The organism is Desulfoluna spongiiphila, assembly GCF_900101345.1.
Lineage (GTDB): Bacteria > Desulfobacterota > Desulfobacteria > Desulfobacterales > Desulfolunaceae > Desulfoluna > Desulfoluna spongiiphila.
On record NZ_FMUX01000031.1, the window covers coordinates 14,646 to 38,771 of the forward strand.

Here is a 24,126-nt window from a genome sequence, read left to right on the forward strand (position 1 = left end):
TCCGAGACACACCCGAGGCACTGACCCCAACCCATCACGGACCCCCCATGGACAAACACCGACTCACACGCATTTTACAAAACCTCCAGCGCGGCGACCTCTCCATTGAGGAAGCCACGGGCAAGCTCACCCACTTCGTCAACGAAGACCTGGACTTTGCCAACATCGACCACCACCGAAGCCTTCGCAAAGGCTTTCCCGAGGTCATCTTCGGAGAGGGCAAAACCAGCGAGCAGATCATCGGCATCATGGAAAAAATGATGTCCCAGGAAAACGTCATCCTCACCACCCGCGTGGACGAAGAGAAGGCAAAACGCGTCCTTGAGGCCCTCCCCTCCTGCCGGTACGAAGCGGACGCCCGCATGATCATCTGCGCCCCTGAGGACCCGAAACCCACCGGCCACGGCACCGTGCTGGTGCTTTCCGCAGGCACCTCAGACATCCCCGTGGCCCGGGAGGCCCTGCTCACCGCCCGCTACATGGGAAACCACGTGCAGTCGGTCTTCGACGTGGGCGTCGCAGGCATTCACCGCCTCATGCGCCACAGAGAGGCCATGGAACAGGCCACGGTGATCATCGTGGTGGCCGGCATGGAAGGCGCCCTGCCCAGCGTGGTGGCCGGTATGGTGAAGGCCCCGGTGATTGCCGTGCCCACCAGTGTCGGCTACGGGGTCAGCTTCGGCGGCATGACCGCCCTGTTCGGCATGCTGAGCAGCTGCAGCTCCAATGTGGCCGCCGTGAACATCGACAACGGCTTCGGCGCGGGATACATGGCCTCGGCCATCAACCACATCCCCCTGCCCGCGTCGTAAGCTCTCCTGCCAGGGGCCCGTGTCGTCTTCCGGGTCCCCTGTCCTTTGTTTCCACGATAAAAGCCCTTAACGACGCCCATGGTGAACCCCGGGCGGGATTTTTACCTCGTCCCTGACCAACCTGCATCAAGAAGCCATCGTATCCACAATAACTCCAAATTATTATATCTTCACAAGAAAAACATTTCTACCCGGAGAAACACGTCTTTCCTAAACCAAATCGCCCGTCCGCTTAACATATATAAAAGATTACCCCCGACTTTTTTCCACATCCGAGATGAACCCCTTGACAAAGGGGGCTGAAGAGGATATCAAGTGACGATCAAATGAATCTATTTAGGAAACCCGGACTCATGAACGACGCCAAAGCGATTACCAACCTTATTATTGTGATTCTCATTCTTGTAGTGGGCATTGTGCCCGTGATTGGGATTCGTCTACATAAAGGCGACTGGTAATGGCTTAAAATAAATATCACACAAAAAAAAAGCCGTTATCAGCCCAAGCTGATAACGGCTTTTTTTTATGGAGCACGTCATGAAAAGCAACAATGTCAAAAAGGGCGTGGAGAGAGCCCCGCACCGTTCCCTCTTCAAAGCAATGGGCTACACCGACACCGAAATTGAGCGCCCCATCATCGGCATCGCCAACTCGGCCAACACCATCATTCCGGGCCACACCCACCTGAATCGCATCACCGAGGCGGTCAAGGCAGGCATTTATATGGCAGGCGGCATGCCCGTGGAATTCGGAACCATCGGCGTCTGCGACGGCATCGCCATGAACCACACCGGCATGAGCTACTCCCTGGGAAGCCGGGAGCTCATCGCCGACTCCGTGGAGGTGGTGGCCACGGCCCACGCCCTGGACGGCCTGGTGCTGATCCCCAACTGCGACAAGATCGTCCCCGGCATGCTCATGGCCGCCGCGCGCCTCGACATCCCCTCCATCTTTATAAGCGGGGGCCCCATGCTGGCCGGTCGCCACCCCGAGCGCCCCAATGAAAAGGTGGACCTCATCAGCGTCTTCGAATCCGTGGGGGCGGTTCTCTCCGGAAAAATGACCGAAGACGAGCTCACCGCCATGGAGGACTCTGCCTGCCCCACCTGCGGCTCCTGCTCCGGCATGTTCACGGCCAACTCCATGAACTGCCTCACCGAAGCCATCGGCATGGGCCTGCCCGGCAACGGCACCATCCCTGCGGTCATGGCCGCCCGGGAGCGCCTGGCCAAAATGGCGGGCATGAAGATCCTGGAACTCGTGGAAAAGAACATCACCCCCAGCCAGATCCTCACCGAACAGGCCTTTGCCAACGCCCTGGCCGTGGATATGGCCCTGGGCTGCTCCACCAACACCGTGCTCCATTTAAAGGCCATCGCCCATGAAGCGGGCGTTGAGGTGCCCCTGTCCCTCATCAACGAGGTGAGCAAGATCACCCCGCACCTCTGCTCCCTGTCCCCCGGCGGCAAGGACCACATCGAAGACTTGAACCGCGCAGGCGGCATCCAGGCCATCTTGAAAATCCTGGCCGATCAGGGACGCCTCGACACCGAGTGCATCACCGTCACCGGAGCCTCTGTGGGTGAAAACATCAAAAACGCGGGCGTCCTGGACCCCGACGTCATCCGCCCCTGGGACAACCCCTACCACGAAGAGGGAGGCCTTGCCGTCCTCTTCGGCAACATCGCCCCGGACGGATGCGTGGTCAAGCAGTCCGCCGTCCTTCCCGAGATGATGCAGCACAAAGGGCCGGCCCGGGTCTTTGAATCCGAAGAAGAGGCTTCTGCAGCCATCATGGCCGGCAAGATCACCAAAGGCGACGTGGTGGTCATCCGCAACGAAGGTCCCAAGGGCGGTCCGGGCATGCGCGAAATGCTCACCCCCACCTCCGCCATCGCGGGCATGGGCTTAGACGGATCCGTGGCCCTTATCACCGATGGCCGGTTCTCCGGCGGCACACGCGGCGCGGCCATCGGCCACGTCTCCCCGGAAGCGGCATCGGGCGGTCCCATCGGCCTCGTCCGTGAAGGGGACCTCATCAGCATCAACATCGCCACCAAGAGCATCGAGCTGATGATCCCCGAGATGGCCATTGAAAAGCGCAAAGCCGAATGGACGGCACCTGCCCCCCGCATCACCCGGGGCTACATGAGCCGCTACGCCCGCATGGTCTCCTCGGCCAGCGAAGGGGCTGTGGTCAAGTAACCATGGACTTACCGGCCGCTTCGGCGGCCGTTTACTCAGTTTTATAAGAATTTTGACGATGACAACGGCGACGGGACAAGGCGTTTCCCCGTCGTCAAACAAGCAAAGGATCAAGGAATGTCTGCAATGGAACTCACAGGAACAGAAATCCTGATGAAAGTGTTGAAGGAAGAGGGGGTTGACACCATCTTCGGATACCCGGGTGGTGCGGTCATCGATATCTACGACGAACTTGCCAGGACGGATATCAGACATATCCTTGCACGCCACGAACAGGGGGCGGTGCACGCAGCCGACGGATTTGCCAGGGCCACGGGCCGCACCGGCGTCTGCCTGGCCACCTCGGGCCCCGGGGCCACCAACACCGTCACCGGCATCGCCACGGCCTACATGGACTCCATCCCCATGGTGATCATCACCGGCCAGGTCCCCACCCAGCTCATCGGCAACGACGCCTTCCAGGAGGTGGATATCGTGGGGATCACCCGTCCCTGCACCAAGCACAACTACCTGGTCAAGGACATCGACAGCCTGGAGCGAATCTTACGGGAAGCCTTCTTCCTGGCCCGGTCCGGTCGCCCCGGCCCTGTCCTGGTGGACATCCCCAAAAACATCCAGGCCATGAAGGCCAAGGTCAACGGTCCCCAGGACATCTCCATGCGGACCTACAAGCCCACGTACAAGCCCAACGTCAAGCAGCTCTCCCGCGTGGCCGGGCTCATCAAAAACGCAAAGCGCCCCTTGATCTTTTCAGGCGGCGGCGTGGTGCTCTCAGGGGCCTCAGAGGCCCTGACCCAGCTGGCAAAAAGCACCAACATCTCCGTCACCAGTACCCTCATGGGCCTGGGGGCCTTCCCCGGAACCGATCCCCTCTGGCTGGGTATGCCGGGGATGCACGGCACCTTCCGTGCCAATATGGCCATCAGCCAGTGCGACCTGATGCTGGCCGTAGGGGTCCGATTTGACGACCGCGTCACGGGCCGAACCGATGATTTCGCCCCCAACGCCACCATCATCCAGATCGACATCGACCCCACCAGCATCCACAAGAACATCGAGGTGGACGTGCCCATCGTGGGCGACTGCAAAATCGCCCTGGAAAAGCTCAACGAGCTGCTGGAAAAAGAGGCGGTGACCGAAAACACACCGGATCGCACCGAGTGGAACAACCAGATCGAGGCGTGGAAAAAAACCACCCCCCTGGCCTACGACCAGCAGGAAACCATCAAGCCCCAGTACGTCATCGACACCTTCTTCAAGATGACCAAGGGCGATGCCATTGTCACCACCGAGGTGGGGCAGAACCAGATGTGGGCCGCCCAGTACTACCACTTCAACAGGCCCCACCAGTTCATCACTTCCGGGGGCCTGGGCACCATGGGCTTCGGCCTGCCTGCGGCCATCGGCGCCCAGATGGCCTGCCCGGACAAACTCGTCGTGGACGTGGCCGGTGACGGCAGCATCCAGATGAACATGCAGGAGATGGCAACGGCCGTGGAGCACAAACTGCCCATCAAGGTCATCATCCTCAACAACCGATACCTGGGCATGGTGCGCCAGTGGCAGGACCTTTTTTACGACAAATGCTACTCCGCCACCACCCTGGACCACAACCCTGACTTCGTCAAACTTGCCGAAGCCTACGGCGCCAAAGGGCTCAGGGCCACCAAACCCGAAGAGGTGGAGGCCGTCCTCAAAGAGGGCCTTGAAACCGAAGGGGCTGTCATCATGGAGTTCATGGTGGACCGGGAAGAAAACGTCTACCCCATGGTCCCGGCGGGCAAGGCCATCACCGACATGCTCCTTGTCTGATCCGTGGACCGGCCCTGCCGCGGGCAGGGCCGCCGTTTAACGCCATCGCACCCTGAACCGTCACGGGCGGCCGGGATTCGGCCCCCATACAGATACGAAGGAAATCGACCCATGAGCGACAAACGACACATTCTCTCCATTCAGGTGGACAACGAGCCCGGCGTTCTCTCCCGGATTGTCGGCCTCTTCTCCGGCCGCGGCTACAACATCGAGAGCCTCAACGTGGCAGCCACCAACGAGCCCGAGATCTCCCGCATCACCATGGTGACCACGGCAGATCCCAACATCATGGAGCAGATCAAAAAACAGCTGCACAAACTCATCAACGTGGTCACCGTCCACGACCTCACCGAATCGGACTACGTCCAGCGGGAGCTGGCCCTTATCAAGGTCCATGCCAAGGCGGACAACCGCGGCGAGCTCATCAACATCGTGGACATCTTCCGCTACAAGATCGTGGATGTGGGCCCGGAACACGTCACCATCCAGGCCACGGCCACGGAAGACAAGCTCAAAGCCTTTATTGAGCTGGTCACCCCCATGGGTATCAAGGAGATCGTCCGCACCGGCAGTATTGCCCTTTACCGCGGCAACTGATCTCAACAAGGGAAGCCCCGGCCCTAAAAGCCGGGGACAGCCGCATGGCCTGTGCGCACGGAAAGAAGGCACCAAGCGTGCGCACCTTCGCCATGGGGCTCATATTTTTCAAGAAGACACCCGGAGCAAAATGACATGGAACCGGTCCTGATATTCGACACCACCCTGCGCGACGGCGCCCAGGGGGAGAACATCTCCTTTTCGCCGGAGGACAAAATAAAAGTGGCCCAGCGCCTGGACGACATGGGCATCCACTACATCGAAGGCGGATGGCCCGGCTCCAACCCGGCTGCCGACCGGTTTTTCGAGCTGGCACGATCCACGGAGTTCGTTACCGCCCGCATCACCGCCTTCGGCTCCACCCGACGGCAGGGGATCCCCGCAGAGGAAGACGCCAACTTAAAGGCCCTGGTGGCCTGCGGATCCCCGGCCATCACCATCTTCGGCAAAACCTGGGATCTCCACGTGGTGGACATCATGGGCAACACCCTCTCGGAAAACCTGGCCATGATCGAGGAGAGCGTCGCCTTTCTCAAAGGCCACGGGCGGGAGGTCCTCTACGACGCCGAGCACTTCTTCGACGGCTACAGGGCCAACCCGGAGTACGCCGTGAAAACCCTGTCGGCGGCCCTCTCCGGGGGCGCGGATATCATTGTGCTGTGCGACACCAACGGAGGCACCCTGCCCCACGAAGTGACCGAGATCCTGGAGACGGTCAAAGCCGCCCTTGATGCCGAGACTGGCAGGGATATCCGCATGGGCATCCACGCCCACAACGACTGCAGCGTGGCCGTGGCCAACTCCATCGCCGCCGTGCAGGCAGGAGCGATCATGGTGCAGGGCACCATCAACGGATACGGAGAGCGATGCGGCAACACGGACCTGACCTCGGTCATTCCCATCCTCAACCTGAAGTTGAAGCGCCCCTGCGTTTCAGCAGAGAACCTGAAAAAGCTGAAACCCCTGTCACGCTTTGTGAGTGAGACCTCCAACATGATCCCCCTGGCCTCCCGCCCCTTTGTGGGCAAGAGCGCCTTTGCCCACAAAGGCGGGGTCCATGTCAGCGCCGTGATGAAAGAGCCCCTCTCCTATGAACACATCGACCCGGAGGATGTGGGCAACAGACGCCGTGTCCTGGTCTCGGACCAGGCGGGCCGGAGCAACATCGAGTACAAGGCCAAGGAGATGGGCATCGACCTGGACGCCCCGGAGTTTGACTCCAAACGCATCGTAAACGAAATCAAGATGCTGGAGCAGGAAGGTTACCAGTACGAGGTGGCCGACGGCTCCTTTAAAGTCCTTATGGACAAGTTCCTTCTCCAGTACGAACCGGTCTTCGATCTGGAATCTTTCCGGGTCACCATCGAAAAGGACAAGGACCGGCCCTGCACCTCCCACGCCATCGTCAAGGTGAACGTGGGCGGCGTAAGCGAGATCACGGCGGCCGAAGGCCACGGCCCGGTCAGCGCCCTGGACAACGCCCTGCGCAAAGCCCTGAGCCGGTTCTACAAGGAGCTGGAGACCATGCACCTCGTGGACTTCAAGGTCCGCGTCATGGACGGACGGGGCGGCACCGAAGCCAAGGTCCGCGTCCTCATCGAATCCCGCGACGGCGACGACATCTGGAGCACCATCGGCGTCTCCGAAGACATCATCGAAGCGAGCTTCGAAGCCCTGGCCGACAGTTTTCAGTACAAGCTGGCCAAGAAAAAATAGCCGGACTCTTTTGGCAACATACTGATCAGCTTGTGCCTCCGGCGGCCCTGCCGGAGGCTAAACTTTTGCCTGATTTTATAACGACTGGTTTAACAAACAGGTTTTAAAACCATATTTTAAGTTTACGTCGACACAAATACGGATGTGATTTGGCCCGAGGAACGAGGGGCAAAGCACATTCGTAACCAGCTTTCAAGGTGGCCCACCTTGCCGCCGGAGGCTTCCCTTTTGTAAGCTTTTGTTTTTCATACATGCACGGCGGCCCCCACGGCCGCCAGACCATCCACAGGGGACCAGGAGGCCCCGTACCATGAAAGAGGTGACAATGACCGCAGGAGACGCCGCAGGCATCCTGCGGTCCATGCTCACTGGGTTTGCCTGAATTCAAACGACACATCGTTAGAACCACAAGACAAACTTGCAGACCCAATTTTCGGAGCACAAAACCATGAACAGAACCATCACCATATTTGACACCACCTTACGAGACGGCGAACAGTCACCCGGCGCAAGCATGAACACCGCGGAAAAACTGCGCATCGCCACCCATCTGGACGCTCTGGGCGTGGACGTCATCGAAGCGGGCTTTCCCGCATCCTCCCCCGGTGATTTCGATGCGGTCTCCCGCATTTCGGAAACCGTGAAACACGCGGAAGTGGCCGCCCTGTGCCGGGCCTCTGAAGGGGACATCGACCGGGCCTGGGAAGCCATCAAAGACGCGAAAAAACCCCGTATCCACACCTTCATCGCCACCTCGGACATCCACCTGGAGTACAAGCTCCGCATGGGTCGCGACGAAGTGGTGGAGCGCGCTGTGGCCGCCGTCAGCCACGCACGGAAGTACACCGAGAATGTCGAATTTTCCGCCGAAGACGGATCCCGCACCGACCCTGACTTTCTCTGCCGCATCTTCGGAGCGGTCATCGAAGCCGGGGCCACCACCGTCAACCTCCCCGACACCGTGGGCTACGCCGTGCCCAGCGAATTCGGCGAGCTGGTGCGCCACGTCATGGCCAACACCCCGGGCATGGAAAACGCCACCTTGAGCGTCCACTGCCACAACGACCTTGGCCTGGCAACGGCCAACACCCTGGCGGCCATCGCCGCAGGGGCCGGACAGGCAGAGGTGACCATCAACGGCATCGGCGAGCGGGCCGGAAACACGGCCCTGGAAGAGGTGGTCATGGCGCTGCACACCCGCCCCGGCACCTTTCCCATGGAGACGGGCATCGACACCACGCGCATCCATGCCACGGGCCGCCTGGTCAGCTCCATCACGGGCATCATGGTGCAGCCCAACAAGGCCATCGTGGGCGCCAACGCCTTCTCCCACGAGTCCGGCATCCATCAGGACGGCATGCTCAAAAACCCCATGACCTATGAAATCATGAGGCCGGAAACCGTGGGGCTCACCACCAACAAGCTGGTGCTGGGAAAACTCTCCGGACGCTTTGCCCTGCGCTCCCGCCTGGAGGAGATGCGCTACAACCTCACCGAAGAGGAGCTCAACACCGTCTTCGAGAGCTTCAAAGCCCTGGCCGACCGGAAAAAAGAGATCGTGGACGAAGACCTGGAAGCCCTGGTCACGGACGTTGTCCTGCGAAGCCACGAGGTGTACACCCTGGAATACCTCCATGTCACCTCCGGCACCACCGTCTACCCCATGGCCAGCGTGCGCCTGGGCATCAACGGCAAGGTGAAGCAGGGAGCCTTTGAAGGCAACGGCCCCATCGACGCGGTCTTCAACACCATCGCAAAAATTGCCGGACGGGAGCCCGAACTCCTGCGCTTCTCCATCGGCGCCCTCACCGGGGGCACCGACGCCCAGGGCGAGGTGACCGTCCGCATGCAGGAAGGCGACTACGTCTCCCTGGGACGCGGCGCCGACCCGGACATCATCACGGCCAGCGCCAAGGCCTACATCAACGGTCTCAACCGGCTTGAATATTTCAAGTCGAACCCCGTCACATCCTGTGATGTGATATAGGTTTATATAAAAAAAGGCCTCCGGCGGCCAAGCCGGTGGCCAAGCTTTTGAAAAGCTTACCAAACAGGTAAAAAACCCGGGCTGCCCGCGGGCGGCCCCTGCAAGCCAATATGGCCCATTAATCTTTATTTTTATGATATGGAGCATCCAAAGATGAACTACTTCAACACCCTTCCCTTACGCCTTCAACTGGAACAGCTTGGCCAATGCAGCTTCATGGACTCCTCCGAGTTCAACGGCGTGGAGAAGCTCAAAGGCAAAAAAATCGTCGTCGTCGGCTGTGGGGCCCAGGGTCTCAACCAGGGCCTGAACCTGCGCGACAGCGGCCTTGACGTATCTTACACCCTGCGCCAGGCAGCCATCGACGAGAAGCGCCAGTCCTACCTGAATGCCACAGAGAATGGTTTTGCAGTCGGCACCTACGAAGAGATGCTCCCCACCGCCGACCTCGTCCTGAACCTCACCCCGGACAAACAGCACACCAACGTGGTCAAGGCCGTCATGCCCCTCATGAAAAAGGGCGCCTGCCTGGCCTACTCCCACGGCTTCAACATCGTTGAAGAGGGCATGCAGGTCCGCGAGGACTTAACCGTTGTCATGGTTGCCCCGAAATCCCCCGGAACCGAGGTACGTGAAGAGTACAAGCGCGGGTTCGGCGTCCCCACCCTCATCGCCGTCCACAAAGAAAACGACCCCAACGGCGACGGCCTTGAGATCGCCAAAGCTTACGCCGCCGGAACCGGCGGAGACCGCGCAGGCGTTCTTCTCTCCTCCTTCATTGCCGAGGTAAAATCCGACCTCATGGGCGAGCAGACCATCCTCTGCGGCATGCTCCAGACCGGCTCCATCCTCTGCTACGACAAGATGATCGAAAAGGGCATGGAGGCCGGCTACGCCAGCAAGCTCATCCAGTACGGCTGGGAGACCGTCACCGAAGCCCTCAAGCACGGCGGCATCACCAACATGATGGACCGCCTGGACAACCCGTCCAAAATCAAGTGTTTCGACATCTCCGAAGAGCTCAAGACCATCATGCGGCCCCTCTTCAACAAGCACATGGACGACATCATGGGCGGTGCCTTCTCCGAAGGCATGATGGCCGACTGGGCAGACGGCGACGCCAAGCTCCTGGGATGGCGTGAAGAGACCGGCCAGACCAACTTTGAAAAGTCCGTAGCAGGGGACATGGAGATCTCCGAGCAGGAGTTCTTCGACAACGGCATCCTCATGGTGGCCATGGTCAAGGCAGGCGTCGAGCTGGCCTTCGAGACCATGGTGGCCGCAGGCATCAAAGAGGAGTCCGCCTACTACGAGTCTCTCCACGAGACCCCCCTCATCGCCAACCTCATCAGCCGCAAAAAGCTCTACGAAATGAATAAAGTCATTTCAGATACCGCGGAATACGGCTGCTACCTCTTCGCCAATGCCTGCGTCCCCCTTCTGGCCGACTTCATGAAGAGCGTAGAAACCGACATCATCGGAAAAGGCCTTGCAGCCGACGGCAACGGCGTGGATAACATGGCCCTCATCGATGTGAACGAGGCCATCCGCAACCACCCCGTGGAAGTCATCGGCAAAGAGCTCCGCAGCTTCATGACCGCCATGAAAGCTATCTTGTAGAAAGAAAACGCGGTCGCATCGCGACCGCATTTTCTTTCTACGTACCGCCTTCGGCGGTGTGGAGACTGAGCTGAAATAAAAAAGGTGGGACCGAATTTTCGGTTCCACCTTTTCTTTTTTCGTAAAGCTGCCTCCGGCGGCAAGGTGTGCCACCTTGAAAGCAGGTTGCGAATGCGCTTTCCCCCTCGTTCCTCGGGGAAAATCACATTCGCCTTTAATTTGGAGTGGCCTGAATCTGTTTTCTAAAACCTGTTTATTAAACTTTTTAAAAGTTTAGCCCCCGGCAGGCCCGCCGGAGGCATAAGCTGAATGGTTACCTTTTTTTAAGCACGGTTCAGGCAACAAAAAGAGGCTCGAATAACTCACGGGCGAAGCCCGTCAGCACATGTGACGTCTCTGAGGAACGAAGGGACGGAGCATGTGCGAACCTCTATCCGTTGGATTGTCCCAGCATGCCGGCCTTGAGGGCTTCGGTGGTGGGCTTGGCGCCGAGCCAGATGCCGAAGAGGGCTTTTTTGAACTCGTACCCTTTGATGGTGGCCTTCTTTTCTCCCTGCTTGTAGATGCTGGTGCCGATGCCGGGGACGTAGACCATGTCGTAGACGTCGTCCACGTGGATCTTTTCGCTGAACACTTCCATCATCTGGTCGATTTCCGCCTGGATTGGAGCGGTGTTGCCGTTGGTGGAGGTCTTAAAGCCTTTGCGGGTGGACTTGGACATTTTTTTGGAGGTGATGAGCTTGCTGGTGATGTAGAGCCGGATGGCCATGGGGGCATCGGCCTTGACCACGGCCTCACCGTCGGAGTTCTTCTCCTGGAGGAAAAGGGCAGCGACATAGGGCTTTACAAAACTTTTGACCCGGATACCCGAGCCGTTGAAGACAAGGTCCACATCGTCAAAAGTGACCTTCTCCGGGAAGGTGACATCCTTGGCATCCACGGCAAAAGCTGTGCCCGTCGCAAGGCAGAGGGCCAGAAGTATCATCACGATTCGCTTACACATATTTCCTCCTTCTAAGTTTGATGGTCGGTATGACGTCGGCCCGCAGCCCGGGCCGATGCAATGCGTATCAGCAACACGATAAAAAACGATTTATTGCCCTTTGCGCGTCCAGTATTCGTTGCGCCCCAAAAGGGACACCCCGATAAACCCCCGCACTTTAAGCTTCTTGCCCCCCTTCTTCAACTTCATGAGGCACTTGTAGGTCTTTCCATTGTCCGGATCGTAAATATGACCGTTTTCCCAGTCCCGTCCCCCCACATGGGAAAACCCGTGGGCCAGGGTCATGCCGAGAACGGGCTGCCGGGCTTTATCAGGATCGGGGTTATTCGCATCAAGAACCGGGGCTCCGTTCTCATCGGTGGCCACAGACTCTGCAAGCCAGACAATTTTCCCCGCATAGGTCTCGCCATCTTTGTAGATCTCAACGACGGCCTCGTTGTCCTTGGTGTACCACTGCCCCAGGATATCATCCGCCGAAATCTCGCAAAGGCCCGCTCCGGGAAGGCAAAAGACGGCCATGAACAGAAGAACAAAGATGCTGCGTTTCATAAATCCCCCTTTCCATCGTTTTACGTCGGTTAAAGATCAAACGACAAGCCAAATGAAAAGACACCAGACATAAACCCTAACTATGTTCAGTCTTTTTAAACAAAGATAGGTGTCAAAAGCAAGGATATTCACCATCCTCCGTTCTATAGACGCTGAATCCGGGGATTGGGTGGGGAGAGGGGGAAGACGCGTGATCGTCTCAAAAGGCGTATGGTGCCCCCCCGAACTGCCTGCGGAGTGTTCGCAAGACGACCTGCCCCAATAAAAAAAGCCGCGTAAAAACGCGGCTTTCAAAAACTATCTTTTCTGGTCACTGCTCAGCTTATGCCTCCGGCGGGGCTATACTTTTTGCCTGACCTTAGGGCGACGGGTTTAACAAACAGGCTTTAAGACCATTTTTTACGAGAAATACGGCTGTGCTTTGACCCGAGGAACGAGGGGCAAAGCACAGCCGTAATCAGCTTTCAAGGTGGCACACCTTGCCGCCGGAGGCTTAGATTTCCACGCTCCCGATGAGATCGTTGACATCGCTGATTCCCTTCTCTTTGAGAAAGGCCTCGATGCCGTCCACCACCTTCTCGGCGGCGTCGGGGTACACAAAGTTGGCTGTGCCCACCTGAACGGCGGATGCCCCGGCAATGAGGAACTCCACGGCGTCGTCGGCGGTCATGATGCCCCCCATGCCGATGACCGGAATCTTCACGGCCTTTGCCACCTGGTACACCATGCGGATGGCAACGGGCTTCACCGCAGGGCCGGAGAGCCCACCCACCACGTTAGCCAACAGGGGCTTTCGGGTGTGAATGTCAATGCCCATGCCGGTGAGGGTGTTGATCAGGGAAACCGAATCGGCCCCCTCCCCTTCCACGCTCCTGGCAATCTCGGTGATGTCCGTGACATTGGGGCTGAGTTTGACCATGACGGGCAGGGTGGTCTTTGCCTTGACGGCCTTGACCACATTGGAGGCTGCCACAGGATCCACACCGAAGGCCAGGCCGCCCGCGCTGACGTTGGGGCAGGAGATATTGATCTCGATGCCGTGGATGCCCTCCACCCCTTCTGCGGTATCGGCAATGGCGGCATACTCTTCCACGGTCTTGCCGTAAATATTGATAAACACCTTGGTGTCAAAGGCCCTCATCACGGGGAGTTTCTCTTTGATAAACCGCTGGATCCCCACGTTCTCAAGGCCGATGGCGTTGAGCATGCCGCAGGAGGTTTCCGCAATGCGGGGGGGTGGGTTGCCCTTGGAGGGGTACAGGGAGAGCCCCTTCATGACGACACCCCCAAGCCGGTTGAGGTTGAGCACCTCGTCAAACTCCATTGCGTACCCGAAGGTTCCCGATGCGGTCATCACCGGGTTGGCGAGGCGTACGCCTCCGATATCCACTGATGTATTAATGGTCTGGCTCATGATCTCTTTCGTCTGTGTTGATGGTGACTTGTCTGCCCGCCCGTAAACGCTCAAGGGGTGCCCCTTTTTCCGGCGGAATCCATGGGTACCGATCCGAATTGCGCACTATACCACAGACAGCCCCCATGCAACACCCCGGGGTTCGCGAATGCTCCGGGGGGGAACTGTAAAGGAAGGACAAAGCGAAAAGCGTGCCTCCGGCGGCCCTGCCGGGGGCTAAACTTTTAAAAAGTTTAACAAACAGGTTTTAAAAAAACGGGGTAACTATTCAGTTACTGTGAAAGTCACTCTGGCAGTCTGAGGTAGATTGGGCTGATCACTTAGGGCTCAGATAAAAAAAAGAAATAGACAGGTCATACAGGAATACCGCTGTGACTTAACCCGAGGAACGAGGGTTAAAGCGCAGCGGTAACCAGTTTTCAAGGTGGCTCACCTTGCCGCCGGAGGCAGCTTTTTAAAAGCCGACAAGTTGGAGGTCGTGGGGTGAAATCACTCTGCGGCCATGTCGCCCTGAAGGAGGGCCTCCATGGTCTCCGGCACAGAGACTGCCGAGGCAATGGTGGTTTGCGTGTCCTCTCCCGGGGGACAAAAGGTAATGGCCCGGGCGTGAAGGCCCAGGCGACGGTATCCGAAGCGCTCTTCCAGAACGGCCAGGGCGCGTTTGGAGCCGTATCGTCGGTCCCCTGTCAAGGGGTGCCCGGCCAGTTTGGCGTGGCGGCGGATCTGGTGTTTACGGCCTGTGAGGGGGCTGCACCGCACCAGGGTATAGCGCATGGAGCGGGTAACAACGGAAAAAGCCGTGGCCGAAGGCAGACGCCTGCCGCTGCCCGCGGCGTTGGTGCGCCCACCGGCCTCTTTGGCGAGGGGCTGTTGCCACTGACCGGTCTCGGGCTCCAGGCTGCCGTGGACCAGGGCAAGGTACTCCTTGGTCACCTCTTTCTCTTCGAACTGACGCGTCAGATGGCGCGCCGCCTCTTTGCCAAAGCCAAAGAGAACCACGCCGCTGGTGTCGCTGTCCAGGCGGTGCACGGCGTGCACAGACACGGGACCGCAGTCCTCCTCCTGCAGGAGACGAGGGGAATCCGTGGACAGGGTCCGGGTCACCACGGAGACAAGGTCCCGGCCGGGGTCGTTATGGACCGAGACCCCGCAGGGTTTGTCCAGGGCCACCCAGCCCTTGCCGCCGCCAAGGACGCGGATCCCCAGGGATTCAAGGGTCGCAGGGGGACTGGATTCCTTATGGGCTCGCTTACTCATGGGTCTCCCCGTTAAAGTAAAACTGCAGGATATAGGTCTCCTGGTCTTCCAGGGACCAGTGGGTCACCTTGAGGTACTCTGCGGCTTCGGCGGCGTTTCCGCGCCGGATGAGGTCAATGAAGGCCATGTGCTCCTCGCAGTGTTCCTCTTCCCACTGGGGGATGTGCTTGCGGGTGAGAAAATCGTAGAGGCGCTGCTTGTTCAGCTGGATGATACGCCGCATCTGGTCGTTGGAGGAGAGATTGAGAAAGACGTTATGAAAGGCCACGTTGTTCTGGTAAAAGCTGTAGGTATCCTTGAGCTCCGAGGCCCGCTTCATCTCCCGGGTCAACCGCTCCATCTCGGTGAGACAGGATTCCGTCAGCTTGTCGAAGATGGGAATCAGCATTTCCGATTCCAGGGCCCGGCAGATTTCCCAGGCGTTCTTGACATCTTCCAGGGAGAGCTTGTTGATCATCACCCCCCGCCTGGGGAGAATGGAGACGAACCCGTCGCACTCAAGCTGGATCAACGCATCCCGCAGGGGGGTCTTGCTGATGCCCAGGCGCTGGCTGATCTCATTGACGTTCACAAGGGATCCCGGCAGCAGGCTGCCACGGTACATTTCATCCCTTAAGTATTCGTAAATCTGTTCCCTCAAAGGCTTGGCAATGATGCTTATGCCTTGTTTCTCCTGATTCTCCATCACACATCTCCTTCATCGATATCCCGGAACGGCCGGTGTGGCATCACTGCCCCTTCGGTCCCCATCATTCCATCGTGCACGGATTGTCTTCTGCACCCCATGGAATGTCCCGAAGAAGGATACCGGTAAGGCATCCCGTCCGGCTGTCCCGTCAGTAAATCCGGATGGATGTTAAAAAAATCAGTCTGGTCAATTCAACAGCACCCGGGCCATGTTTCCGGTCGCGCCAAAACCACCGCGCCCGGAATACCCTTTTCAAAGTATCCTTTAAAATATACTCACACCACACATGCCCCGTGGGCAAAACCTGCCACACCCTGAGGCACAAGGGGCACCTTCTCACCAATTCCTTAAAAAATCAGGTGCCCCCATCATGTAAAAAAACGGAAATGTACACACAAATGTCGCGCCCGTCAACGCCTTCACCAAAGAGAAACATGTTCACCGTCAAACAACACGGGCCCGACAAATTAAGGCAAAAAAGACCCTACTCCGGTGGCAGCAGCACGCTTACGGCGTGGCGCCCGTCCACCTTCATCACGCAGGGGTTCTCAAAGCTGGCAAGGGCCGTATACTCCCCGTCCACGGCCACCGGCTGTTTCAGGAGCCATTCCATGTCAAAGTAATCGCCCCGCTCCTCCAGAATGGAGACATAGTTAATGCCCAGGGCCGTGATGTTGTGGAAAAAGTGGGACCCCTGGGAAGGGTCGGCCTTGAGATCGGCGTGGCTGCTCTCGATGATGCCGCACACCTCGGAGATCTCCTCCCAGGTCACGGGAATCCCGAGCCAGCGGTCCGCAGAGCCCCAGCGCCCCGGCCCCAGAAGCAGGTACTTCTCCTGGCGCCTGGCCATCTCCACGTTCATGCGGCCGATCTCCCGGGCAATCTCCCGGGTATGCTTCAGGTCGAAGGTGTCGGGTTTCACGTAGAGGATATGGGTGACGGGCTGTCCCTTCACATTTCCCAGGGCATGGGAGGAGACACTCACCCCGGCCCCCTTCTCCTCGTCGGTGATGACCACATCGGCCAGCTCGTCACGGTCGGTCATGGGCCGAATCTGGAGCAGGACAAACCGCCCCTTCTCCCCGGGCGCAAGGGGAAGCTCCACGGCAAACTCGATCTCCACCGAAGACCCCATGCCCTGGGCCCCGATATCAAGGACCTTTGCAAGGAGTTCCGGGAGGGGAAACATGTTGTACTTAAGGATTTTATCGAATGTCAACACCCTTGGCCCCCGGTGCTGATGGCCGTACCGGATGGTGTTTTCCTCCCGGACATAGGTCCCGGAGAGGTAGGAAACCGGCCCGCTGCCGTCCAGGTCGCGGATCGCCAGCTTTTCAATCTCCGAGTTGAGGGTCATGACGGAGCACCGGGCTTTGGATCCCACCTTCAGGGCATACAGGCTCTGCTGGGCGTTTTTCAGGATCTCCTCCACCCGGGAAAACTGCGGCAGGATATGGGGCCGCCTGGGTGAAAACCGCAGGGCCTGCTCCCCTTCCACCACCGTGCGACCAAGCCCCATGGCGATGGCGGCAATCCCCTCATCCGCCTCCATCTTCCCGAAGGGGTAGTAGTTGTAAGACTGGGCCACACCCGACACGGCCGGGTAATAGTACTCTCCCCACCGGCGTCCGGAGACCTGCTGGATGATCACCGCCATCTTCTCCTCTTCGGTGCGATGCCCCACCCGCCGCGCAAAACTCTTGGGCCCCTGGAAATAGGTGGAGGCGTAGACAAGCTTCACCGCAGAGATCAGCTGGTTCAGCCTCACCTCCAGCTCCGCGTTGTCGTTGGAGATCATGCAGGTGTGGTACAGGCCCGCATAGGCCATGAACTGGGCGTCTTCGAACAGGGCCGAGGAACGCACGGCCAGGGGGTGACGGATCTCTTTTAAAAATGCCCGGAGCTCTTCGTCGATCCAGCCGGGAAAGGTGGCGTTCTGGAAAAGCTCGATCACCTCGTCATCGGCAAGGTCGGCTTTGGCAACCCACTTGAGGTCGTTCTCCCGCATAAAGGCGTCAAACCCTTCGGTGGAGATCACCAGGGTCTGGGGAAGGGTGATCTCCACCTCCCCGAAGGTTTCGTGAAGCTCCGGGTGGTGGCGAAGCAGGGTGGAGGCAAAGACCAGGCCCCGGGCTTTCCCCCCCAACGAGCCGTTTCCGATCTTCAAAAATTCGGTTTCCGGGTCGAACTCATCGGCATCGAACTGGACCACCACACCCTTTTGGCGGTTGCGGCGCCGTTCCTGAATATTCTTAAGGATAAAGGCCTTCATGTCGGCAATATTGCCCCTGAAATCCTCATCGGTGGCCGGTCGGAGCCGGTTGGCCAGAAGGGTCTCGGAACGGGCGAAGAACCAGCGGGAAAAATCGTTCTTCTTCCAGTGGTGGTAAAAGCACTCATCCGAGATATCGGCCAGCATCTTTTCAAGGGCCCTGAAGTTGGGAGCACGCCCAAGCTCGCGACCATCGTTGTCCCGGAACACAAAATCCCCGAACCCCAGCTTGTTCACAAAATAGTGGTGGAAATCACCGGATAGAGAAGGGGAGTTCTTGTCCACGAAGTAGATCCCCAGGACATCGGCAACGCTCCGGTTCGACGACTCGGTGCTGGCCATCATCAAGGGGATGTCCGCCTGCTGCCCCTGGATATGGGAGAGCACCCGGTAGCCGGAGTCATCGCACACCACCCCTTCCCGGGGAAAGCTGGCATCGGAGATCACTCCGAGGATGTACTCCTTGTACTCCTCATAGATCTCCATGGCCTCTTCATAACTCTGGGTCACAAGGATCTTGGGGCGGGCCCGCATGGTCAGGAGCCGGTGCTCATGGTTCAACACCTCCTCCATGACGTTCTGGACCTGGGTGACCACCTCTTTGTACAAAATGGGCAGGATGGCCGAGGTATACAACGGGGAATCCTCCACCATCAAAATGAGGCGGACCCCAGCCTTTTGGGTGTCGTGGGCGACGTTGAGCCGGTCCTCCTCGCTTTTGATCAGGGCAAGGAGAATATCCGCGTTTCCCGTCCACACATACATGCGGTCCACACCCCGGGACTTGGACCGAACCGGGTCAAACTGGCTGGGCAGGGGGCTGTGGGTCAGCAGCACCACGGGGATGCTCGGGCACTTGCGTTTGATCTCCTCCCCGAGGGTGAAGGCATCCATGTCCACAAGACGCAGCATGGTCACCACCATGTCAAAGGAGCGTTTCTCCAGCATATCCAGGGCCTCTTCAGCCGTGGACACCCAGGTCAGGCGGGGGGGGCGGCTCAGGTTGAGACCCCTGTACTCGTTGACGATCTTCTCCGAAAGACGCCCGTCCTCTTCCATGATGCACGCATCATATAGGCTCGACACCAACAAGATCTCCCTGATTTTACAGGGCATCAGCTCATAAAATACCTTAAACCGGGAGTCAAACTCTTCCATGGATAACCTGCCGTTTTGTGTCAACCCACACCCTCCTTCGTACCGATCACAGATGATTAAAACGCATGCCAAGACTTACAAAGGGGCACTATTTGATATATCAGACACCAAATACCAATGCAAGTCTCTGGACAGAGGCACCCGGGCTGCAATGCCCCTCCCCTGCTCAATTACAGAGAATTTCCCCGACATTCCACTTGAAAGGTCTCCCCATGGATTGACTTTTCACCGGGACTGGACTAAGCCCAATGCTGATAAAACAGGCGTCACCCGGGTGCTGCCACCCAAAACGCCCTTCGGCAACAGGGTCACCCGGCACCAGACGCTGAAAGCCATTTTAATAAAGCAAAACAACCAACAATGAGGCCACCCACATGGACGTTATCGGTTCAATTCACGAGATGCAGAGCTTAAGCGACAGCCTGAGACAAAAAGGCAAGCGTATCGCCTTTGTCCCCACCATGGGCTTTCTCCACGACGGGCACCTCTCCCTCATGCGGGAGGCAAAAAAACACGCGGATATCCTGGTCACCAGCATCTTCGTCAATCCGGCCCAGTTCGGCCCCAATGAAGACCTGGACGCCTATCCCCGGGCCATGGAAAGCGACCTGGCAAAATCCAGGGAAGTGGGCGTGGATGTGGTGTTCACCCCCACCAACGACCAGATTTACCCGGAGGGCTACGAAACCTACGTCCAGCTCGAAACACTGCCCAACCACCTCTGCGGCCTCTCCCGTCCCGTCTTTTTTAAAGGGATCACCACCGTGGTCACCAAGCTCTTCAACATCATCAAGCCCCACGTGGCAGTCTTCGGTGAAAAAGACTTCCAGCAGCTGGCCATTATCCGCCGCATGGTCAAAGACCTCAACATGGACATCGAGATCATCGGCGGAGCCCTTGTGCGGGAGGCAGACGGCCTGGCCATGAGCTCCCGCAACGCCTATCTCTCCGAGGAAGAGCGTACGGAAGGCCTTCGCCTCAGCCAGTCCCTTGCAAAGGCCCGGGCTATGGTTGCAGGCGGTGAGACCGATACGTCAGCCATCCGCGCCATGGCCGAAGCCCACCTGACCGGCTGCCCCGCGATCTCCGTCGACTACATCTCCCTGTGCGACCCCGAAACCCTGGACGAGACAGCAACCATCACAGGCCCCACCCTCATGGCCCTGGCCGTGATGCTGGGCAAAACACGCCTCATCGACAACACGGTGCTGGTGCCGCAGTAAGGAGTCATCATGAACACCCGACAGCGTCTCAAGACCATAACGACCATCGCCCTTCTGGCCGCCGTGCTGAACCTATCGGCCTGCGGCTACGTCCTCTACCCCGAGCGCAAGGGCCAATCGGGCGGCAAGCTTGATGCGGCCGTGTTTCTCCTGGACGCCGCAGGGCTCCTCTTCGGTATCATCCCCGGGGTTATCGCCTTTGCCGTGGACATTTCCACCGGTACCATCTACCTGCCCGCGGGTGATCAGTCGGTCATTGACAAACACCTTAAGCAGGGCGGGATCACCCCGGTTCGGGATCCGGGCATGAACAAAGAGCTCCTGGCCGATAAGCTCTCCATGGAGCTGGGCCGCCCCATTACCGCCGAGATGATCCGCCTCTACGAGGCATCCCCCCATGGCGGAATCGCCCTGGCGTCCATGGAAGTCAGGGTTCTCAAGTAACAGAAAAAACTTGCCTCCGGCGGCCAGGGGATGATCCCCTGGGCCCCAGGTTGCGCATGCGATTTTCCCCTCGTTCCTCGGGGAAAATCACATCCGCCTTAAAAAATCAAAAATGACTCAACAATCATTTTTCAAGACCTGTTTGTTAAACCCGTTTGTAACTATTCAGCTCAAACAAGCCTCCGGCGGCCCTGCCGGGGGCCAAACGTTTAAAAAGTTTGACAAACAGGTCTTAAGCAAGCCCTTCAAGGCTCCGCCGAAATAATTTCCACTTTTTCACATTAGAAACGTTTTTTGCGGAGCTTTTTTTCAAAAAAGCGACCCGCCGGAGGCCTCTTTGGTCGGAGTGAACCACCGTAAAAATGTCTGCGTAAGCCCCTCCCGTACAAACAAAAAAACCGGTCTCGGCATATATGCCGGGACCGGTTTTTGTGTATTCAGCAAAGCGGGGTTTTAAAGCTACCCGATATGAAGCACATGGGCGAGGATAATAAACACGCCCGTGGCCAGGAGCACCCAGAAGACGATCTTTCTGAACAGGGCCGCATCGACCCTGTGATGCACGACCTCGCCGATGAGAATCCCCACCAGCAGAAACGGAAGGGACCAGACCAAATTGAGCAGGCTCTGCCCCATGGCCGCGCCCTGGGTAGCCACGGCGGCAATGTTGGAGAGGAGGGGATCAAAGGTGGCGTCCGTGGCAATGAGAAAGGTATTCACAGAGACCCACAGAAGGCTCAAGGTCGCCCGGAACTCCCCCTTGTCCCGGAGCTTTCTCGTGGCATAGAGCACCACGAAGGGCCCCCCCGTGGCAAAGGCACCGTGGAGAATCCCTCCGAACACCAGGAGCATGTAGTAGACCCACTCGGGGATGGTCACACGAAGCTGGATGCCGCCGTACTCTTTTTTGAGCTGCATGATGGAGGTACAGACGATGAAGATCCCCAAAAGCAGCTTCAGGGTATCGCTGGGAAAGTGGTTGAACAGGTAAATGCCCACGGGCATGCCCAGGCCCACAAGGCCCACGATGATCCCAAACTGACGCCAGTTGATGTGGCGAAACTTCGTGGAGACGAGATAGGCCCCCAGAATCCAGGTCAACACGGCCAGCAGAATCTTGGCCTCGTAAATACCCAGGATCCAGGTCACAAAGGGAAAAGCGAGAACGGTACACCCAAAGCCGGTGATCACTTCAAGTGTGTGGGTAAGAAACACCACGATACCGGTCAAAAGAAAGGTCATCATGCGTCAAACATCCTTCGTACATAACGGTCGGGGCCGGATAACCGAAACATGCTGCCCCCTGCCCCCTTCCGGCTCGGTACCACAGCAGACTCCCACCTGATTGCAAACCACGAAGACGGATGAAGCAGTCCCTGCTCCCACCCGCCTAAAAATATACGCCACATCCCGGGCCTGACACCCGGAATTTTTATTCTACGCAGCTTTTCTAAAACGATCGCAACGCGGGAATCCGTCACTCTCCCGCCAGAGCCACCTCTTCCTTGCTGGCCTGCTTGTAAAACCGCCTGATATGGTCTTCCTGCTTCTCAAAGGACCAGTGAATATCCCTTAAAAACGCGGTGGCCGACTCCCGGTTCCCGGATCGCAGCAACTCGATGAGGTGCTCGTGCTCATCGCAGTTGACGGTCTCCCACTCCGGAATGCAGGACCGGGAGAGAAAATCGTAGAGCCTCTGTTTGATGAGCTTTAAAATACGCAGCATCTGGTGGTTGTCCGAAAGGGAGAGAAACGCATCGTGGAAGGTGATGTTGAGGTGGTAAAACCGATCCGTGTCCTTTTCGGCCATGGCCTCTTTCATCTCGTTGTTGATGGACTCCATGTTTTCGATGCAGGAGGCATCGATGCGATGAAAGAGCCGGTTCATCATTTCGGATTCAAAGGCCCTGCAAATCTCCCAGGACTCGCGTACATCCGACAGGGTCAGGCGGTTGACCATCACCCCGCGGCGGGGCAGGATGGTCACAAACCCGTCGCACTCCAGCTGAATCAGCGCCTCACGCAGGGGGGTCTTGCTGATCCCCATGCTTCGGCTGATCTCGCTGGTGTTCACCAGCTGGCCGGGCAGCAGGTTTCCTTTGTTGATATCGTCTCGAAGGTAGGCGTAAATCTGTTCGCGCAAGGGCTGAACGTTAATTATCCCACTTTCACCCTGTCTTCCTGACAGCTGCATGGTCCTTCCTTTTTCGTTTCGTCCGCAGGCGAGCAGGGGGTCGAGCCAACACCAAAACAGTCAGACCGTCACATGCATCGCGTTTAATATTTTCAGACGTTTTATATTATATATTTTATAAAATATCCAGCGCAGAGTATTCTCCATTGAACACCACTCACCAAACAGGTTAATTCACAACAAACCGGCCCCTTAGGCATGGGACACACCCTCTGTATCCCCTCCCTGCAAACCGCTGCCTTCTCAAAGAGACAAACCTCCGGGCGGGAGCTCTCCGAACGTACACATCAAAACACCCGTTTCCGCCCACCCCGCCCGGCAGGACCCCACCTTCGCCGTGGAAGATGAAGTGCCTGCCGATATGCGAAGCACTCTTTCCGATTACAATGTCAACTCAGAGGCTTCGGTGATCTCATGGCGAAGCTTTAAGAACTCCAGGTCGGTAAATTTCCTCGGCCGCGGCAGGTTGACGTTATACACCTCACGGATGCGTCCGGGCAGCTTGCCTTCCATGCAGATGATCCGATCCCCCAGGAACAGCGCCTCATCGATGTTGTTGGTGACAAAGATGACGGTCCGCTTCTCCTGCTCCCAGATCCGGACGGTCTCCTGCTCCATGTAGATTCGGGTCTGGGCATCGAGCTGGCCGAAGGGTTCGTCCAATAGCATCACCTGGGGCTGGTTGGCGTAGGCCCTTGCGATGCCCGCGCGCTGTTTCATCCCGCCGGAGAGCTGATGGGGATACTTGTTCTCAAACCCCTGGAGCCCCACCATGTCGATGTAGTGCTGGGCCACCTTCCGGCGCTCCTCTTTACCGACGCCGCGAAGCTTCGGGCCCATCTCCACGTTGCCCATGACGGTTTTCCAGGCAAAGAGCATGTAGCTCTGGAACACGAGGCCCCTGTCCTGCCCCGGCCCGTCCACCTCCTTGCCGTTGATCACCACGCTTCCGGTGGTGGCGGTCTCAAGACCGGCCATGATCCTGAGCAGGGTACTCTTCCCGCATTGCCCCGGCCCCAGGATCACCACAAATTCGTTCTCTTTCACATCAAGGCTGATGTCTTCAAGAACATGGACCTTCTGGCTCCCTTTCTGGATGAAGGTTTTGCTGATATTCTGACAGGAAATTTTCGCGTTTGTGTTTCCGTTTTCAGCCATTGTCTTGTTTCCATCCT

Annotated in this window: 19 protein-coding genes; 10 read left to right on the top strand and 9 right to left on the bottom strand. The window is 58.1% G+C overall.

Annotated elements, in window-relative coordinates:
- Positions 1–47 precede the first annotated feature (47 nt).
- From larB to ilvC, 7 genes are all read left to right on the top strand, one after another.
- On the top strand, positions 48–812 hold the full coding sequence (larB, locus tag BLQ12_RS25350; protein WP_092215536.1) for a nickel pincer cofactor biosynthesis protein LarB: 765 nt from the start codon (positions 48–50) through the stop codon (positions 810–812).
- A 537-nt stretch (positions 813–1,349) separates the two neighbouring features.
- Positions 1,350–3,017, top strand: a complete 1,668-nt coding sequence (gene ilvD / locus BLQ12_RS25355; RefSeq protein WP_092215538.1) for a dihydroxy-acid dehydratase — start codon at positions 1,350–1,352, stop codon at positions 3,015–3,017.
- Between the two features lie 126 nt (positions 3,018–3,143).
- Positions 3,144–4,829 (top strand): biosynthetic-type acetolactate synthase large subunit, encoded by a 1,686-nt coding sequence (gene ilvB, locus BLQ12_RS25360; RefSeq protein ID WP_092215539.1) that lies wholly within the window; start codon positions 3,144–3,146, stop codon positions 4,827–4,829.
- A gap of 111 nt (positions 4,830–4,940) precedes the next feature.
- The gene (ilvN, locus tag BLQ12_RS25365; protein ID WP_092215540.1) at positions 4,941–5,426 is read left to right on the top strand and encodes an acetolactate synthase small subunit; all 486 of its coding nucleotides are present in this window, start codon (positions 4,941–4,943) and stop codon (positions 5,424–5,426) included.
- 135 nt (positions 5,427–5,561) lie between these two features.
- Positions 5,562–7,142: a citramalate synthase gene (cimA, locus tag BLQ12_RS25370; protein ID WP_092215542.1), complete on the top strand. Its 1,581-nt coding sequence runs from the start codon at positions 5,562–5,564 to the stop codon at positions 7,140–7,142.
- Positions 7,143–7,590: 448 nt separating this feature from the next.
- The gene (locus tag BLQ12_RS25375) at positions 7,591–9,129 is read left to right on the top strand and encodes a 2-isopropylmalate synthase (RefSeq protein ID WP_092215543.1); all 1,539 of its coding nucleotides are present in this window, start codon (positions 7,591–7,593) and stop codon (positions 9,127–9,129) included.
- Positions 9,130–9,282: 153 nt separating this feature from the next.
- Positions 9,283–10,749 carry a ketol-acid reductoisomerase gene (gene ilvC, locus BLQ12_RS25380; RefSeq protein WP_092215545.1) on the top strand — a complete coding sequence of 489 codons (1,467 nt, stop codon included), beginning with the start codon at positions 9,283–9,285 and terminating at the stop codon, positions 10,747–10,749.
- 430 nt (positions 10,750–11,179) lie between these two features.
- On the opposite strand, the gene BLQ12_RS25385 is transcribed toward ilvC, so the two are convergent.
- The 6 genes from BLQ12_RS25385 to BLQ12_RS25410 all read right to left on the bottom strand — a co-directional run bounded on the left by BLQ12_RS25385 (position 11,180) and on the right by BLQ12_RS25410 (position 19,018).
- On the bottom strand, positions 11,180–11,752 hold the full coding sequence (locus BLQ12_RS25385; RefSeq protein ID WP_092215546.1) for a chalcone isomerase family protein: 573 nt from the start codon (positions 11,750–11,752) through the stop codon (positions 11,180–11,182).
- Positions 11,753–11,842: 90 nt separating this feature from the next.
- Positions 11,843–12,301 (bottom strand): DUF2147 domain-containing protein, encoded by a 459-nt coding sequence (locus tag BLQ12_RS25390; RefSeq protein ID WP_217640406.1) that lies wholly within the window; start codon positions 12,299–12,301, stop codon positions 11,843–11,845.
- Between the two features lie 493 nt (positions 12,302–12,794).
- Positions 12,795–13,715: a dihydroorotate dehydrogenase gene (locus tag BLQ12_RS25395; RefSeq protein WP_092215549.1), complete on the bottom strand. Its 921-nt coding sequence runs from the start codon at positions 13,713–13,715 to the stop codon at positions 12,795–12,797.
- A 489-nt stretch (positions 13,716–14,204) separates the two neighbouring features.
- Positions 14,205–14,972: an RluA family pseudouridine synthase gene (locus BLQ12_RS25400; RefSeq protein WP_092215551.1), complete on the bottom strand. Its 768-nt coding sequence runs from the start codon at positions 14,970–14,972 to the stop codon at positions 14,205–14,207.
- Positions 14,965–15,657, bottom strand: coding sequence for a GntR family transcriptional regulator (locus BLQ12_RS25405; RefSeq protein WP_092215553.1), 693 nt, complete (start codon positions 15,655–15,657; stop codon positions 14,965–14,967). Before BLQ12_RS25405 ends, BLQ12_RS25400 begins: the two co-directional genes overlap by 8 nt.
- A gap of 487 nt (positions 15,658–16,144) precedes the next feature.
- The gene (locus tag BLQ12_RS25410) at positions 16,145–19,018 is read right to left on the bottom strand and encodes a PEP/pyruvate-binding domain-containing protein (RefSeq protein WP_217640407.1); all 2,874 of its coding nucleotides are present in this window, start codon (positions 19,016–19,018) and stop codon (positions 16,145–16,147) included.
- Positions 19,019–19,088: 70 nt separating this feature from the next.
- Here BLQ12_RS25410 and BLQ12_RS27175 point away from each other — a divergent pair, with 70 nt between their 5' ends.
- Genes BLQ12_RS27175 through BLQ12_RS25420 form a run of 3 tightly spaced genes read left to right on the top strand, consistent with a single transcriptional unit; the run spans position 19,089 to position 20,757 of the window.
- Complete coding sequence (locus BLQ12_RS27175) at positions 19,089–19,454, top strand: hypothetical protein (protein ID WP_139164116.1); 366 nt, start codon at positions 19,089–19,091, stop codon at positions 19,452–19,454.
- A gap of 10 nt (positions 19,455–19,464) precedes the next feature.
- The gene (gene panC, locus BLQ12_RS25415) at positions 19,465–20,313 is read left to right on the top strand and encodes a pantoate--beta-alanine ligase (protein ID WP_092215558.1); all 849 of its coding nucleotides are present in this window, start codon (positions 19,465–19,467) and stop codon (positions 20,311–20,313) included.
- Between the two features lie 9 nt (positions 20,314–20,322).
- Positions 20,323–20,757 (top strand): hypothetical protein, encoded by a 435-nt coding sequence (locus tag BLQ12_RS25420; RefSeq protein WP_092215560.1) that lies wholly within the window; start codon positions 20,323–20,325, stop codon positions 20,755–20,757.
- Between the two features lie 459 nt (positions 20,758–21,216).
- Here the strand turns inward: BLQ12_RS25420 and BLQ12_RS25425 are convergent, their stop codons facing one another.
- The 3 genes from BLQ12_RS25425 to BLQ12_RS25435 form a co-directional block, all read right to left on the bottom strand.
- A complete protein-coding gene (locus BLQ12_RS25425; protein WP_092215562.1) occupies positions 21,217–22,002 on the bottom strand; it encodes a sulfite exporter TauE/SafE family protein in 786 nt (261 codons plus the stop codon).
- Between the two features lie 232 nt (positions 22,003–22,234).
- Positions 22,235–22,951, bottom strand: a complete 717-nt coding sequence (locus tag BLQ12_RS25430) for a GntR family transcriptional regulator (protein ID WP_092215564.1) — start codon at positions 22,949–22,951, stop codon at positions 22,235–22,237.
- A 381-nt stretch (positions 22,952–23,332) separates the two neighbouring features.
- Complete coding sequence (locus BLQ12_RS25435; RefSeq protein ID WP_092215565.1) at positions 23,333–24,109, bottom strand: ABC transporter ATP-binding protein; 777 nt, start codon at positions 24,107–24,109, stop codon at positions 23,333–23,335.
- Positions 24,110–24,126 lie beyond the last annotated feature (17 nt).

What these genes read in the sequence shown, in the direction of transcription:
- larB (WP_092215536.1), top strand. Translation starts at nt 48, where the DNA reads ATGGACAAACACCGACTCACACGCATTTTACAAAACCTCCAGCGCGGC.
- ilvD (WP_092215538.1), top strand. Translation starts at nt 1,350, where the DNA reads ATGAAAAGCAACAATGTCAAAAAGGGCGTGGAGAGAGCCCCGCACCGT.
- ilvB (WP_092215539.1), top strand. Translation starts at nt 3,144, where the DNA reads ATGGAACTCACAGGAACAGAAATCCTGATGAAAGTGTTGAAGGAAGAG.
- ilvN (WP_092215540.1), top strand. Translation starts at nt 4,941, where the DNA reads ATGAGCGACAAACGACACATTCTCTCCATTCAGGTGGACAACGAGCCC.
- cimA (WP_092215542.1), top strand. Translation starts at nt 5,562, where the DNA reads ATGGAACCGGTCCTGATATTCGACACCACCCTGCGCGACGGCGCCCAG.
- BLQ12_RS25375 (WP_092215543.1), top strand. Translation starts at nt 7,591, where the DNA reads ATGAACAGAACCATCACCATATTTGACACCACCTTACGAGACGGCGAA.
- ilvC (WP_092215545.1), top strand. Translation starts at nt 9,283, where the DNA reads ATGAACTACTTCAACACCCTTCCCTTACGCCTTCAACTGGAACAGCTT.
- BLQ12_RS25385 (WP_092215546.1), bottom strand. Translation starts at nt 11,752, where the DNA reads ATGTGTAAGCGAATCGTGATGATACTTCTGGCCCTCTGCCTTGCGACG.
- BLQ12_RS25390 (WP_217640406.1), bottom strand. Translation starts at nt 12,301, where the DNA reads ATGAAACGCAGCATCTTTGTTCTTCTGTTCATGGCCGTCTTTTGCCTT.
- BLQ12_RS25395 (WP_092215549.1), bottom strand. Translation starts at nt 13,715, where the DNA reads ATGAGCCAGACCATTAATACATCAGTGGATATCGGAGGCGTACGCCTC.
- BLQ12_RS25400 (WP_092215551.1), bottom strand. Translation starts at nt 14,972, where the DNA reads ATGAGTAAGCGAGCCCATAAGGAATCCAGTCCCCCTGCGACCCTTGAA.
- BLQ12_RS25405 (WP_092215553.1), bottom strand. Translation starts at nt 15,657, where the DNA reads ATGGAGAATCAGGAGAAACAAGGCATAAGCATCATTGCCAAGCCTTTG.
- BLQ12_RS27175 (WP_139164116.1), top strand. Translation starts at nt 19,089, where the DNA reads ATGGATAACCTGCCGTTTTGTGTCAACCCACACCCTCCTTCGTACCGA.
- panC (WP_092215558.1), top strand. Translation starts at nt 19,465, where the DNA reads ATGGACGTTATCGGTTCAATTCACGAGATGCAGAGCTTAAGCGACAGC.
- BLQ12_RS25420 (WP_092215560.1), top strand. Translation starts at nt 20,323, where the DNA reads ATGAACACCCGACAGCGTCTCAAGACCATAACGACCATCGCCCTTCTG.
- BLQ12_RS25425 (WP_092215562.1), bottom strand. Translation starts at nt 22,002, where the DNA reads ATGATGACCTTTCTTTTGACCGGTATCGTGGTGTTTCTTACCCACACA.
- BLQ12_RS25430 (WP_092215564.1), bottom strand. Translation starts at nt 22,951, where the DNA reads ATGCAGCTGTCAGGAAGACAGGGTGAAAGTGGGATAATTAACGTTCAG.
- BLQ12_RS25435 (WP_092215565.1), bottom strand. Translation starts at nt 24,109, where the DNA reads ATGGCTGAAAACGGAAACACAAACGCGAAAATTTCCTGTCAGAATATC.